This window comes from Paraburkholderia nodosa DSM 21604 (genome assembly GCF_000519185.1).
Classification (GTDB): Bacteria; Pseudomonadota; Gammaproteobacteria; order Burkholderiales; family Burkholderiaceae; genus Paraburkholderia; species Paraburkholderia nodosa.
On record NZ_JAFA01000008.1, the window covers coordinates 156,083 to 170,320 of the forward strand.

11 protein-coding genes are annotated in these 14,238 nt (G+C 64.6%); 3 read left to right on the forward strand and 8 right to left on the reverse strand.

Translation table 11 applies throughout. From position 1 onward, the window contains the following. Positions 1-5: 5 nt before the first annotated feature. A complete protein-coding gene (locus tag A3CW_RS0113935) occupies positions 6-551 on the reverse strand; it encodes an FKBP-type peptidyl-prolyl cis-trans isomerase (protein ID WP_028204119.1) in 546 nt (181 codons plus the stop codon). A 32-nt stretch (positions 552-583) separates the two neighbouring features. Here A3CW_RS0113935 and A3CW_RS0113940 point away from each other — a divergent pair, with 32 nt between their 5' ends. Further along, positions 584-1,816, forward strand: a complete 1,233-nt coding sequence (locus A3CW_RS0113940; RefSeq protein WP_028204120.1) for a ribosomal protein uL16 3-hydroxylase — start codon at positions 584-586, stop codon at positions 1,814-1,816. A 232-nt stretch (positions 1,817-2,048) separates the two neighbouring features. After that, positions 2,049-2,324: a hypothetical protein gene (locus A3CW_RS54550; RefSeq protein ID WP_081771656.1), complete on the forward strand. Its 276-nt coding sequence runs from the start codon at positions 2,049-2,051 to the stop codon at positions 2,322-2,324. A 179-nt stretch (positions 2,325-2,503) separates the two neighbouring features. Here the strand turns inward: A3CW_RS54550 and A3CW_RS0113945 are convergent, their stop codons facing one another. The 3 genes from A3CW_RS0113945 to A3CW_RS46250 all read right to left on the reverse strand — a co-directional run bounded on the left by A3CW_RS0113945 (position 2,504) and on the right by A3CW_RS46250 (position 6,041). After that, positions 2,504-4,774: an ATP-dependent DNA helicase gene (locus A3CW_RS0113945; RefSeq protein WP_028204121.1), complete on the reverse strand. Its 2,271-nt coding sequence runs from the start codon at positions 4,772-4,774 to the stop codon at positions 2,504-2,506. 76 nt (positions 4,775-4,850) lie between these two features. Then, the gene (locus A3CW_RS0113950; protein WP_028204122.1) at positions 4,851-5,084 is read right to left on the reverse strand and encodes a DUF465 domain-containing protein; all 234 of its coding nucleotides are present in this window, start codon (positions 5,082-5,084) and stop codon (positions 4,851-4,853) included. 87 nt (positions 5,085-5,171) lie between these two features. Then, entirely contained in the window at positions 5,172-6,041 is an 870-nt protein-coding gene (locus tag A3CW_RS46250) for a hypothetical protein (RefSeq protein ID WP_051481452.1), read from the reverse strand. Between the two features lie 333 nt (positions 6,042-6,374). On the opposite strand from A3CW_RS46250, the gene A3CW_RS0113960 reads away from it, so the two are divergent. Then, the gene (locus A3CW_RS0113960; RefSeq protein ID WP_028204124.1) at positions 6,375-8,726 is read left to right on the forward strand and encodes a Tex family protein; all 2,352 of its coding nucleotides are present in this window, start codon (positions 6,375-6,377) and stop codon (positions 8,724-8,726) included. 100 nt (positions 8,727-8,826) lie between these two features. Here A3CW_RS0113960 and A3CW_RS0113965 read toward each other — a convergent pair whose 3' ends face one another. From A3CW_RS0113965 to A3CW_RS0113980, 4 genes are all read right to left on the reverse strand, one after another. Further along, positions 8,827-10,713, reverse strand: a complete 1,887-nt coding sequence (locus A3CW_RS0113965) for a potassium transporter Kup (protein ID WP_028204125.1) — start codon at positions 10,711-10,713, stop codon at positions 8,827-8,829. 260 nt (positions 10,714-10,973) lie between these two features. Continuing rightward, the gene (locus tag A3CW_RS0113970; protein WP_028204126.1) at positions 10,974-11,543 is read right to left on the reverse strand and encodes a phosphoribosyltransferase; all 570 of its coding nucleotides are present in this window, start codon (positions 11,541-11,543) and stop codon (positions 10,974-10,976) included. Positions 11,544-11,566: 23 nt separating this feature from the next. Then, the gene (locus A3CW_RS0113975; protein ID WP_028204127.1) at positions 11,567-12,913 is read right to left on the reverse strand and encodes an adenylosuccinate synthase; all 1,347 of its coding nucleotides are present in this window, start codon (positions 12,911-12,913) and stop codon (positions 11,567-11,569) included. Between the two features lie 167 nt (positions 12,914-13,080). Then, the gene (locus tag A3CW_RS0113980; RefSeq protein ID WP_028204128.1) at positions 13,081-14,232 is read right to left on the reverse strand and encodes an ATP phosphoribosyltransferase regulatory subunit; all 1,152 of its coding nucleotides are present in this window, start codon (positions 14,230-14,232) and stop codon (positions 13,081-13,083) included. Positions 14,233-14,238 lie beyond the last annotated feature (6 nt).

Genomic DNA, 14,238 nt, shown 5'->3' on the forward strand with positions numbered 1-14,238 from the left:
GGCGCTTAGTGCAGGGTGGGTTTCGAGGCGCCTTCTTCGCCGTCGTCTTCTTCGTCTTCGTCGATGATTTCGAGGCCGTCCGCGCCATGCGCGTGCTCATGTTCGATTTCGTCTTCAGTGGCGGTGCGCACTTCCTTGACCGTCAGCGCGAAACGCAGCGCCATACCCGCTAGCGGATGGTTGCCATCGAGCACGACCTTGTCTTCGGCGACGTCCGTGACCGTATAGATAAGCGTGTCGAGATCTTCGTCGCCTTCTTCGGGCGTGCCTTCGAACTGCATGCCGACTTCGAGCGGCTCGGGGAAGCGGTTGCGCGGCTCGATCTTCACGAGCTCGGGATCGTATTCCCCGAAGGCGTCCTGCGGATCAAGCTGGATCTGGGTCTCGAAGCCCGGCTCCTGCCCGTCCAGCACTTCCTCGATCTTGGGGAACGTGCCATCATAGCCGCCGTGCAGATAGACCATCGGCTCGTCGCTTTCCTCGATCAGATTGCCCTGCGCATCCGATAGCTTGTAAGCGACCGACACGACGGTGTCCTTTGCAATTTTCATTCGATCCTCCAGATTACAGACCACATTATACGATGCCGAAGCGGTCCCCAGACCACCCGGTGGACGCGCGCAAGCGGCGCGCCTCCCTCCCCCTGGCATGCCCCGCGCCCGATGTTGCCACGCCGCTTCTGGGCGGCCTGACGCCGGCGCAGTTCATGCGCAAATACTGGCAGAAAAAGCCGCTGTTGATCCGCCAGGCGATTCCCGACATCGAAGCGCCGCTCTCGCGCGAAGCCCTATTCGCGCTCGCAGACAGCGACGATGTCGAGTCGCGTCTCATCACGCATTTTCGCCGCCGCTGGGCGCTCGAACACGGCCCGTTCTCGCCGGACGAACTGCCCACGCCGAAGACCCGCCAGTGGACGCTCCTGGTACAAGGCGCCGACCTGCACGACGACCGCGCGCGCGCCCTGCTCGAGCGCTTTCGCTTCGCCCCCGACGCGCGGCTCGACGACCTCATGATCTCGTACGCATCGGACGGCGGCGGTGTCGGCCCGCACTTCGATTCGTATGATGTCTTCCTGCTGCAGGTGCACGGCAAGCGCCGCTGGCGCGTCGGCGCGCAGCGCGATCTCTCGCTGCAGGAAGGCCTGCCGCTCAAGATTCTCGCGAACTTCCAGCCTGAAGAAGAGTGGGTGCTGGAGCCGGGCGACATGCTGTACCTGCCGCCGCACATTGCGCACGACGGTATCGCCGAAGGCGAATGCATGACGTGCTCGATCGGCTTTCGTTCTCCTTCCACGAACGAATTGACGAGCCAGTTTCTTTACTGGCTCGCCGAGCGCGGCGCCGATAATGGCAACAGCAAGCCCACGCTTTACCGCGACCCCGACCAGCCGGCCGTGGCGCATCCCGCGCAGCTTCCTCCGGCACTCGTAGAGCGTGTTGGCGGCGTGCTTGCTAAAGTGCGCTGGAGCGACGCCGACGTGTCCTCGTTCGTGGGCTCGTGGCTGTCCGAACCGAAAGCCAATGTGGTGTTCGACGCCCCCGAAAAACCGCTCGACGAAGCCCGTTTCGTTGCGCGAGCGGCAAAAAATGGGATAACACTCGACCGCAGGACAATCCTGCTTTACGATTCGCGGTCGTATTACCTGAACGGGGAACAGTACTTGCTCAAAGAAGCAAGAAAGTGGCTGCCGGCACTGGCCGACAGGCGCTCTATGGACGGGAAACGCTTTGTAACACTCTCACACGATTCGTGTGTGACAGCGTTGCTACACGAGTGGTATCGTGCGGGCTGGATTCGGACCGGGGTGCTTGCCTAAGCGCTTCGGACTGTTATACCGTACTAAAATAGTGCTTGTATGAGAAAGACAACGTATTGTCCCCGGATTTGTCGACGGTCGATACGAAAGTGCCTATAATTTCCGGCCAGGCCGTAGGGAAGATTCACGCTCTTGCAGTGCGTCTCCACCAGCGGCTCAGGTCGGTGTTGGGGCACATTTACCGGTATTATTTTGCGCTGTTGCTTACCTTTAACCATAAAAGGACGTGATCATGAAGAAATCCCTCCTCGTAGCATCCCTGCTGGCAGCTGTTGCACTCGCTGCGTGCAACAAGAGCAGCGACCAAGCTGCTGCGCCGGCTAGCGATGCTGCTGCTGCTTCGGCACCGGCTGCTGCTGCTTCGGATTCGGCAGCTGCTGCTTCGGGCGCTGCTGCTGCTGCGAGCGACGCTGCTGCTTCGGCTACCGCCGCTGCTTCGGACGCTGGCGCTGCTGCTTCGGACGCAGGCGCTTCGGCTCCGGCTGCTGCTTCGGGCGCAAGCCAGTAAGTTGCGTTCGCGCGACGCTCACCCGGGACCTCGGTCCCGGTGGGGGTATCGCAGCGAACCGTCGTGCGGTCTGCTGCTTGCGTCAAACGCGCTTCAGACATACGGCGGGCAAGCAAAAAAGCCACGAACTCACGTTCGTGGCTTTTTTGTTATGCGGTGCGCATGAAACTGCACGAGACTTAACGCGCTTCGCCAGGCTCCCCTGCTTCCTCGTTCTTCTCTTCGAAGAACGCCTGCACCACTTCGATCTCCCGGGTCCGCTTGAACGGCGGCAGGCTTTGCCAGATACGTCGTCCATACGGTTTGTCAACGAGACGGGTGTCGCAAATCATCAACACGCCGCGGTCGGTTTCCGCGCGAATCAGTCGCCCCGCGCCCTGCTTGAGCGTGATCACCGCCTGCGGGAGCTGGTGGACCGCGAACGGGCTCAGACCTTTCTTCGCCAGCGCATCAAGGCGCGCCGCCAGCACCGGATCGTCGGGCGGCGCGAACGGCAGCTTGTCGATGACCACGAGCGAAAGCGCATCGCCGCGCACGTCCACCCCTTCCCAGAAGCTCTGGCTGCCCACGAGGATCGCATTGCCATAGGCGCGGAAGCGCTCGAGCAGTTCCGTGCGGCTCGCGTCGCCCTGCACGAGCAGCGGCGTGTTCCAGCCACGCGCCTCGATCGTGTCGCGCAGCTTCTGGGCAATGCGGTCGACGGCACGCAGCGTCGTGCATAGCATGAAGACACCGCCGCCCGACGCCTCGATCGCCGGCAGCGCCGCGTCGAACACGGCGTCGGTGAATTGCGGCGACGACGGCTGCGGCATGTTGCGCGGCACGTAAAGCAGCCCTTGTGTGGGATAGTCGAACGGGCTCGGCAGCGTCATCGAACGGCGCGAACTCAGGCCCATTTGCGCCGCGTAGTGCGTGAAGTCGCCGCGCACCGACAGCGTGGCCGACGTGAAGACCCACGTGCGCGGCACACCGGCGCGCTGCTTGGCGAAGATCGGCGCCACGGAAAGCGGGGTTTCGTGCAGCTGCACCGTGTGCGAAAACACTTCGACCCAGCGGACTTTCTCGTCCGCGTCGTCCGGCGCGTCAGCCTTTTCGTCCTGCCCGTCCGCGTCGGCCTTACGTGCTTCGCGCGCCGGCGCGGCGCTTTGCGGCGCGGTCCAGCCCGCGAGGATGCCTTGCAGCTCGCGCGCGCGGCGCAGGCACGCGCCGATCGATTCGGCGCGCTCGGCCTGGCCCGCGAGTGCCGTGGCAAGCGTGCCCAGTTCGGTCTGCAGCGCGTCGAGCGCATCGAAGAGCGGGTGATCCTCGGGCAACTGCGTGATCGAAAGCCGCAGCGAATCTTCCTTGAACGCGAGCCGCACGTCGCGCGCAGCGCGCTCCAGCGCCGCACCGAGCTTGACCCACTCCACCGCGTCGCGCGCGTGGCTCAGGCCTTCGGCCACGCAATCGCGCGCGAGCTCGAGGAACTGCGCAGTCGAAAGCGTTTCGCCGAAAAAGAGCGTTGCCGTTTCGGGCAACTGGTGTGCTTCGTCGAAGATGATCGTATTCGCGCTCGGCAGCAGCTCGGCCATGCCGGTGTCGCGCAGCATGATATCGGCGAAGAACAGATGGTGATTCACCACCACGATGTCGGCCTGCTGCGCCTCGCGGCGCGCCTGCATCACGAAGCAGTCCTTGTAATGCGGGCACTCCTGGCCAAGACAGTTATCGCGCGTCGATGTCACCATCGACCAGACGGCCGCCGTCTCGGGCACGCTCGCGAGCTCCGCCTTGTCGCCCGAGCGCGTGATCTTCGCGAAGCGCACGATTTCCTGCAGATACGCGGTTTCCTGGCGCGACGGCAGCCGGCCGTTGTCGGCCGTGCGCTGCAGATAGTAATGGCACAGATAGTTGGCGCGGCCCTTGAGCATCGCCACGCTCACCGGCACCGCCAGAGCGTCGCGCACCGTGGGGATGTCGCGCGCGAAGAGCTGGTCCTGCAAGTGCTTGGTGCCCGTCGAGACAACCACCTTGCCGCCCCACAGCATGGCCGGCACGAGGTACGCATAGGTCTTGCCCGTGCCCGTGCCCGCCTCGACGATCAGCGTGTTATCGCCGTTCCCGCCAGCGGCGCGCGCCGCTTCCTCGGCGCCGGGCTGCGCCGGCGCACCGCGCTCGACCCGCCGCGCCGGGCGCGACTGGAGTTCGAACGTCGCGGGATCGGGCAGCGATTGCGCGGCGGCTTCCATCGCGGCCGCGACCGCGCGTGCCATTTCGATCTGCGCAGCGCGTGGGCGATAGCCGTCGATCTCGCGGGCGAGCAAGCCGTCGGCCGCGAAGAGCTCCTCGAGCTCGGCGGCGCGGCGGGCGCTCAACATGGGTGCAGCGGCTGTTTGCGTCGCGCGCGCGTCGGCCTCCGGCGCGCCGCCTTCGCGCGCGGGCCGGGAACGGGAAACGGTCGTTGAATTCAAGGCAAGCGGTTCCTGCTCGGTCCGGAACGGCGCAACTCGCCGACTGCCGCGCCCCGGCGCCTGCCAGGACCTGGAATCAGGCGTGCCCGTCCGAAGTCTTCGTTGAATCGGGGTCCAGCTGCAGTTGCAGCAGGAGGATGTTGTCCTTGACCTTGAGCTTGCGCTTCTTCAGCCTCTGCAGTTCGAGATCGTCATAGTCCGGGGTGTCGGACATCCTGTCTATCAGGCGGTCCAGATCGCCATGTTCCGATTCCAGTTGCAGAATGCGGTCACGAAGGACCTCGGTCTTGACTTCACGATGCTCGCGCATGCTCGCCTCCTCGACATATGCGGCGCGCGCTTGCGAAGGACGACGCGCCTGAGGTTGCAGTCCGGCTGAAAAAGCGTGCTACTCGTGCTACTGGTCCTGCTGTTCTTCCTGCTGCTGCTTTTGCTGTTGCTGCTGCTGTTCTTCTTGTTGCTGCTTTTGCTGCGCCTTCTCAGCCGCCTGTTTCTGACGCTCTTCGACATCGGCCTTATGCTTCACCGCGTCTTCCTGCTTCTGCTGGTAGCGCTGGGCCTTGTCGGCGCGTTCCTGAGCCTTTTGCTCGCCCTGGCGCCGCGCTTCGTCAAGCTGGTTCTGGTAGTTCGCCTGCTTCTGGTCGTACGCCGCCTGGTTCGCGTTGCGCTGCGATTGCTCTCCCTGGCGCTGTGCCTGGGCCAGCGCATGCTGGCGCTGCTTTTCCTGATACGCCTGCTCGTTCGCCGCACGCTGCGGCGCCTCGGCCTGACGCTGCGCCTGATCGAGCGCATGTTGCTGCTGCTTCTGTTCGTACGCCTGCGCGCTTGCCGCTTCGTTGGCAGCGCGCTGCGGCGCATTGGCTTCGTCCTGCGCGCGTTGCAATGCGGCCTGCTGGTCGCGCTGCTGCGCATGCGCGGCACGTTTTTCGTCGTCGAGCGCCAGTTGCTCGCGGCGGATATCGGCCTGCACGACGCGCATCTTGTCGCGCGCCTTGCCGATGCAATGATTCACAAAGAACGTGCTATAGCAGTTGTGCTGCGCGACTGCATACTGATAGTCGTTCTCCGCGCTACGACGGTCCAGCACCTGCTGCCGCGCGTCGAAGTCGCTCTGCTGCGACTGTGGCGCGCCGGTGGCCCCAGCCACCTCAGACGCTGCGAGCGGCGCGTTGCCCAAAGCCGCCGGCTGGACCGGCGCAGTTGCCGCACCTTGCTGCTGCAGCGGCCCTGTCACCCCGACCGCCTGCGCGAGGGCCGGAACGCTCATACCGAGGCTCAACGCGACGGCACAAATTGCCCCAAGAGCGGGGAACCACCGCGTAGCGCCAACAGGCGTGCGAAACCGGGCAAGGGGCAAATCAGGGGAGAAGCGGAAGGTCGTCAACGTCTTCTGTGGGCAGCGGAACATGGGGGAAATTCTAACACCCCCCGGGTTGAGCGCCCGGCCATTTATGGCAAAATGCCCCGCTCCACCGGCCGGCGGGCGCACCCGGCAACGCGCCTTTTTGCACACTGGGCGCCCCGGGCGCTCGAGCCCTCACCGGCCGCCGGACCGCAAACCCGGACCGCAATCCGATCCTCGCAGGAATATCCAGACCCTATGACGGAAACCGTAGCACTCAAGATCGTCCAGCGTATCGCCACTGAACTGAGCGTGCAGCCACGCCAGGTCGCAGCCGCCGTGCAGCTTCTCGACGAAGGCTCGACCGTTCCGTTCATCGCCCGTTACCGCAAGGAAGTCACGGGCAATCTCGACGATACGCAACTGCGTACGCTCGAAGAGCGCCTGCTCTATCTGCGCGAACTCGAAGACCGCCGCGCGGCGATCCTCACGAGCATCGAGGAACAAGGCAAGCTCACCGACGAATTGCGCAGCGCCATCGAAGCGGCCGACAGCAAGCAGGTTCTCGAAGACCTCTATCTGCCCTACAAGCCCAAGCGCCGCACACGCGCGCAGATCGCACGCGAAGCCGGCCTGCAGCCGCTCGCCGACGCGCTGCTCGCGAACCCGCTGCTCGACCCGCAAACGGAAGCCGCACAGTACGTGGACGCCGAAAAGGGTGTCGCCGACATCAAGGCCGCGCTCGACGGCGCGCGCGACATCCTCTCCGAACAGTTCGGTGAAACGGCCGAACTGCTGGGCAAGCTGCGCGACTGGCTGCACAACCAGGGCGTGGTGAAGTCGAGCGTGGTCGAGGGCAAGGAAAACGAGGAAGGCGAGAAGTTCCGCGACTACTACGACTATTCCGAGACCATCAAGACCGTACCGTCGCACCGCGCGCTCGCGCTGTTCCGCGGCCGCAACGCCGGTGTGCTGATGGTCAAGCTCGGCCTCGGCGGCGAACTGGACACGCAGGTGCCGCATCCGGGCGAAGCGATGATCGCGCGCCACTTCGGCATTGCGAACCAGAATCGCCCGGCCGACAAATGGCTCTCCGATGTCTGCCGCTGGTGCTGGCGCGTGAAGGTGCAGCCGCACATCGAAAACGAGCTGCTCACCAACCTGCGCGAGCAGGCGGAAAACGAAGCGATCCGCGTGTTCGCGCGCAATCTCAAGGATCTGCTGCTTGCCGCGCCGGCCGGCCCCAAGGCCGTGATCGGCCTCGATCCGGGCCTGCGCACGGGCGTGAAGGTGGCCGTGGTCGACCGCACGGGCAAGCTGCTCGCCACCGACACGATCTACCCGCACGAGCCGCGCCGCGACTGGGACGGCTCGCTCGCGAAGCTCGCGCGCATCGCCGCGCACACGCAAGCGGAACTCATCAGCATCGGCAACGGTACGGCCTCGCGTGAAACCGACAAGCTCGCGAGCGAGCTGATCTCGAAGCATCCCGAACTGAAGCTGCAGAAGATCGTGGTTTCCGAAGCCGGGGCGTCGGTTTATTCGGCGTCCGAACTGGCTGCGAAGGAATTCCCCGAACTCGATGTGTCGCTGCGCGGCGCCGTTTCCATTGCGCGCCGTCTGCAGGACCCGCTCGCCGAACTCGTGAAGATCGAACCGAAAGCGATTGGCGTGGGCCAGTACCAGCACGACGTGAACCAGCGCGAACTCGCGCGCTCGCTCGACGCCGTGGTCGAGGACTGCGTAAACGCCGTGGGCGTCGATGCGAACACGGCCTCCGTTGCCCTGCTCGCCCGCGTGTCGGGACTTAACTCGACGCTCGCGCGCAATATCGTCGACTACCGCGATGCGAACGGCCCGTTCCCTTCGCGCGAGCAGCTCAAGAAGGTACCGCGTCTGGGCGACAAGACCTTCGAGCAAGCCGCCGGCTTCCTGCGCATCAACGGCGGCGACAATCCGCTCGATCGCTCGTCGGTGCACCCGGAAGCGTACCCCGTCGTCGAGCGCATGCTCGCGAAGATCAAGCGTACGATCGGCGATGTGCTCGGCAGCCGCGAAGCGCTTTCGGGCCTCGCGCCCATCGAGTTCGTGGATGAACGTTTCGGTCTGCCGACCGTGCGCGACATCCTGAGCGAGCTGGAAAAGCCGGGCCGCGATCCGCGCCCCGAGTTCAAGACGGCGACGTTCCGCGATGGCGTCGAGAAAGTGTCCGACCTCGTGCCGGGCATGCTGCTCGAAGGCGTCGTGACGAATGTGGCCGCGTTCGGCGCATTCATCGACGTGGGCGTGCATCAGGACGGGCTCGTGCACGTCTCCGCCCTGTCGACGAAGTTCATCAAGGACCCGCACGAAGTCGTCAAGGCCGGCCAGGTCGTGAAGGTGAAGGTGCTCGACGTCGACGTGAAACGTCAGCGCATCGCGCTCACGATGCGTCTGGACGACGACCCCGCGAGCGCCGGCACGTCTCGCAGCGGCGGCAGCGCGGGCCAGTCGGGTAACCGCGACAATCGCGGCGGCGGCAATCGCGATAATCGCAACGGCCAGCGTTCGCGCGATGCGGAACCGGCAGGCGCGATGGCGGCGGCATTCGCGAAGCTCAAGCCACGCTGATGTCCGCATGACGCAACGTGGGCCGCATCTGCTCACACGTTGCGTGCGCAACAAAAAAAGGCACCCTGGGGTGCCTTTTTTACTGGTCGAACCGACGCGTTCAGATCTCGATCTTCGTCCCGAGTTCGACCACGCGGTTCGCGGGAATGCTGAAGAAGTCGGTGGGCTTTGCGGCGTTCTGATGCATCCACGCGAATATGCGTTCGCGGAAGATCGACATCCCCGGAAGCTGCGTCGGCACGACTGTCTCGCGCGCGAGGAAGAAGGACGTATCCATCATCTCAAACGTCATGTTTTGCGTACGCGAAATTTCGTCGAGCACGGCTTGCACATCGGGCGTTTCGTTGAAGCCGTAATCGGCCTGCACGAGATAGAGCCCGCCACCGACATCCTTCACCGCCACGCGCTCTGCGTCCACCACATACGGAATGTCGCGAATCACGAACGTGAGGAAGAGCGTGCGTTCGTGCAGCACCTTGTTGTGCTTGAGGTTGTGCAGCAGGCTAACCGGCACGAGCGATTCGCTGCCCGTGAGATAGATCGCCGTGCCCGAAACACGATGCGGCGGGTGCGCGAGCAGCCCTTGCAGGAAGGGCATGAGCGGAATACCGTCGGCGGCGGTGCGGTCCTTCACGATCATGCGGCCCTTGAACCAGGTCATCAGCAGGAAGAACAGCAGCGCACCGATGCCGAGCGGCAGCCAGCCACCCTCCTCGACCTTTAGCAGGTTCGCGCCGAAGAAGCCCAGATCGACGGCCAGCAGCACAGTGATGATGCAGGTGACGAGCGCCTTGTTCCACTTCCACACCTTCGTCATCACGACGGCGACGAGCACCGTGGTGATCACCATCGTAGCGGTCACGGCGATACCGTATGCGGCGGCCAGATTGTCCGAACTCTTGAAGGCGACCACGATGCACAGAATGATGAAGAGCAGCATCCAGTTCACGACCGGCACGTAGATCTGGCCGATGGCGAGGTCCGACGTGTGCAGCACCTTCATGCGCGGCACGTAGCCAAGCAGAATGGCCTGGCTCGTCAGGGAGTACGCGCCCGAGATCACGGCCTGCGAAGCGATCACGGTCGCCACCGTGGAAAGCACGACGAGCGGCAGCAACGCCCAATCCGGCGCGAGCAGGAAGAACGGATTTTCGATCGCGCGATGGTCCTGCATCAGCAGCGCACCCTGCCCGAAGTAGTTGAGCACGAGCGAGGGCATCACGAGCACGTACCAGGCGTAGCGAATCGGCTGCGCGCCGAAGTGACCCATGTCGGCGTAGAGCGCTTCCGCGCCGGTCAGCACCAGCACAACCGAGCCGAGCACCACGTAGGCCTGCAGCATATGTGCGCCCATGAAGGCGACCGCATAGTACGGATTGAGCGCGGCGATGACACCCGGCGCCTGCACGATGCGCGAAACGCCAAGCACGCCGATGGTGATGAACCACAGCACCATGATCGGCCCGAACAGGCGCCCGACGAGCGCCGTACCGTGACGCTGGATCCAGAACAATGCGACCAGGATCACCATGGTGAGTGGCAGCACGAGGTGCGAGAGCTTCGGCGCGGCAATCTCGAGGCCCTCCACCGCCGATATCACCGAGATGGCTGGCGTGATGACCGCGTCGCCGTAAAACATGCACGCGCCGAAGATGCCGAGCGCCGTGAGCAGCGCGGCAGCCTTGCTCTTGCGATTGAACGAGCGCATGGCGAGCGCCATGAGCGCGAGCACGCCGCCCTCGCCGTTGTTGTCGGCACGCATCACAAAAAGGACATATTTGACGCTCACGACGATCACGATCGCCCAGAACAGCAGCGAGATGACGCCGAGGATGGACGTCTCGTTGAGCGGAATGCCGTGCGCCGGGCTGAACGCCTCTTTCAGCGAATACAGCGGGCTCGTGCCGATGTCGCCGAACACCACGCCGATGGCCGCTACGGCGAGAGAAGGTAGCGGCTGCTTGGCCACGTGTGTGCTAGTTGTCATATACGCGGTAATCCGTTGCGAGGCGGAAAAAACGAGCGCTATTCTAAACCGGGCTGCGGCGGAAACCGAGCGGTCGTCGCGGCACTGCGACATCCCGTTGTCCCCGCGCAGTGTAGCACCGGCCCCAGATGCCGTCTGCCCGCCTGCGCCACCGCTGGCGATTCGGTGGGCGGCGCACAAAAAAACGGAGCCTTGAAGGCTCCGTCGCTGGATCTGGCCACTGCGGGTGTGGGAACACCGGCGGCGGCACAACCCCTTCGTTACTTCTGCGCGTCTTGCGCTCGCTGCAGACCACGCTTGATCCACGCACTGAGATTGTGCGGGCGCACCGTGTCCCACTCCTCGAACGGCTGGTGGATCCACGGATTGGTCGGCAGATGCTGGACGAAATAGTCCGGCGTCACCTTCGAGCAGCCCTTGTACCAGAGCACCGCCGAGCGCACGCCGGTCACGGCCGGGTAGCGCTCCTTGAGGTGTTCCTGCACGCGTGCGAGCGTGACGCCCGAATCGACGAGATCGTCGACGAGCAGCACGTTGCCCTCAAGGTGACCGCGCGTCATCGTGATGTACTGCGCGATGTCGAGCTCGCCCTGCTCCGTGCCGGCGGCTTCGCGGTACGAGCTGGTTGCGAGGATCGCCAGCGGCAGGTCATAGATGCGCGAGAGCTGGTCGCCCACGCGCAGACCGCCGCGTGCGAGGCACAGGATCTGGTCGAACTTCCAGCGCGACTCGTGCACCTTGAGCGCGAGCAGTTCGATCAGCCGGTGATACTCGTCCCAGCCGACCCACAGGTTCTTTTCGTCGTTGCGCGGGTCCATCATTTGAATCATTTTTGCTTCTGCCTTCTTACCACTTAGACCTTGAACGGATGACGCAGCAGGATCGTTTCGTCGCGATCCGGGCCGGTCGAAACCATGTCGATCGGCACACCGGCGACTTCCTGCACGCGCGTGAGGTACGCCTGCGCGCTCCTGGGCAGCGCGTCGAACTGCGTGACGCCGATGGTGCTCTCGTTCCAGCCTTCAAACGTCTCGTAGACCGGCTCGCATGCGGCCACTTGCGAGGCGCCGCGCGGAAGGATGTCCACGTCCTTGCCGTCCACCTTGTAGCCGACGCAGAGCTTCACTTCGTCGAGACCGTCGAGCACGTCGAGCTTCGTGATGCACAGACCCGTCACGCCGTTGATCTGGATCGAGCGGCGCAGCGCGGCGGCGTCGAGCCAGCCGGTGCGACGCGGACGGCCGGTGACCGAACCGAATTCCTTGCCGACCTTCGCGAGCGTGAGGCCCACTTCTTCCTGGCGATCGGCGTTGTCGGCGTCGTACAGTTCGCTCGGGAACGGGCCCGAACCGACGCGCGTGCAGTACGCCTTGGTGATGCCGAGCACGTAGTTGAGCTTTTGCGGACCCACGCCCGCGCCTGCCGATGCGGCACCCGCGACGCAGTTGCTCGACGTGACGAACGGATAGGTGCCGTGGTCGATGTCGAGCAGCGTGCCTTGCGCGCCTTCGAACAGGAGGTTGCCGCCTTCGTGGTTCACGTCATACAGACGACGCGAAACGTCCGTGACCATCGGCTTCAGACGATCGGCGTACGACAGCATCGTGTCGAGCGTTTGCTGATAGTCGACGGCCGGCGCACCGAGGTACTGCGTGAGCACGAAGTTGTGATAGTCGAGGTTCTCGCGCAGGCGCTCGGCGAAGGTTTCCGGCTCGAACAGGTCCTGCACGCGCAGACCGCGGCGTGCCACCTTGTCTTCGTAGGCCGGACCGATGCCGCGGCCCGTCGTACCGATCTTCGCGGCGCCGCGCTTGGCTTCGCGCGCCTGGTCGATGGCGATGTGGTACGGGAGGATCAGCGTGGTGGCTTCGGAGATGAACAGACGCTTCTGGACGTCGATGCCCGCTTCTTCGAGCTCGCCGATTTCCTTGAAGAGCGCTTCGGGCGAAAGCACCACGCCGTTGCCGATGTAGCAGGCGACGCCGGCGCGCATGATGCCCGACGGGATCAGCCGGAGAATGGTCTTCTTGCCGCCGATGATGAGCGTATGGCCGGCGTTGTGACCGCCCTGGAAACGCACCACGCCTTGCGCGTGGTCCGTCAGCCAGTCGACGATCTTGCCCTTGCCCTCATCGCCCCATTGGGTGCCCACGACGACGACATTGCGCCCCGGGGTTACATTCACTGCGCTGGCAGACATGGTGTTTCGTTAGCTGGTTAAAAACGTATTCTACCTGGGTTCAGCGGCAAGGCCGCCTTTTTTTCCCCGGATTCGCGGAATTTCCTTTTACACTCAACGGCATGCGCGATGCGAAGCGTGCTTCGGCGCGCTCGCGCGGCGGCGCGAATCGCCGCCCGGATGCGGTATCAGACGTGCTTTTCGACGACCCAGACGCCGTCGCGCTCGACGAGCACGCGGTCGCAGGCGAACTCGTCCATGTCGTGCTCGTGGCCCGGCAGCGCCTGGATCACGACCTCGCCTGCATCGCGCAGCGCAGCGACCGCGGTGCGCAACGCCTCGTCATGGCGCCACGGCGCGAGGATCGCGCTGCTGCGCGCTTCGACCGGTGAAATACGCGCCACTTCGCGCAAATCGAGCGAGAAGCCCGTTGCCGCGCGGGCGCGCCCGTAAGCCTCGCCCACCTTGTCGTAACGGCCGCCGCGGGCGACGGCATTCGGTACGCCGTCCACGTAGGCCGAGAACATCACGCCGCTGTGGTACGCATAGCCGCCAAGATCGGCGAGGTCGATCATCAGCTCCGCACCCTCGATCTCGCGCACGAGGAACGCGAGGTCGTCGAGCGCACGAGCAATGCCCGGCAGCGCCGGCAGACGCGTGCGCGCCTCGTCGATCACGCTCGCGTCGCCGTAGAGCGACGGCAGCGCGCGCAAAGCGTCGCGCGTGGCGGCTTCGAGGTCCTGCGTGAGTTCCGCGAGACGCGGCACGTCCTTGCCAGCGAGCGCTTCATACAAAGCGTCGCCAAGCGCGGCCGCAGCGGGATCCGCTTCGAAGATCGCCGCGAGCACACCTGCGTGCGAAAGGTCGAGACGCACCTTGGACAGGCCCGCGAGACGCAGCGCGTCGAGCATCAACTGCTGGATTTCGAGGTCCGCTTCGAGGCCCGCGTGACCGTAGATTTCCGCGCCGGTCTGGATCTGTTCGCGCGTGGCGTGCAGACCGCGCGGCAACGTGTGCAGCACGTTGCCCGCGTAGCACAGGCGCGTCACACCCTCGCGGTTCAGGAGGTGCGCGTCGATGCGCGCGACCTGCGGCGTCATGTCGGCGCGCAGGCCGAGCGTGCGGCCCGAGAGCTGATCGACGAGCTTGAACGTGCGCAGGTTCAGGTCGCGCCCGCTGCCTACGAGCAGCGACTCGAGATACTCGAGCAACGGCGGCATGACCATTTCGTAGCCATAGGCGCGGAAACGGTCCAGCAGGCGACGGCGCAGCTCTTCGATCTTGCGCGCTTCGGACGGCAGCACGTCCGCAATATTCTCGGGGAGTAACCAGGTCGACATCGGTTC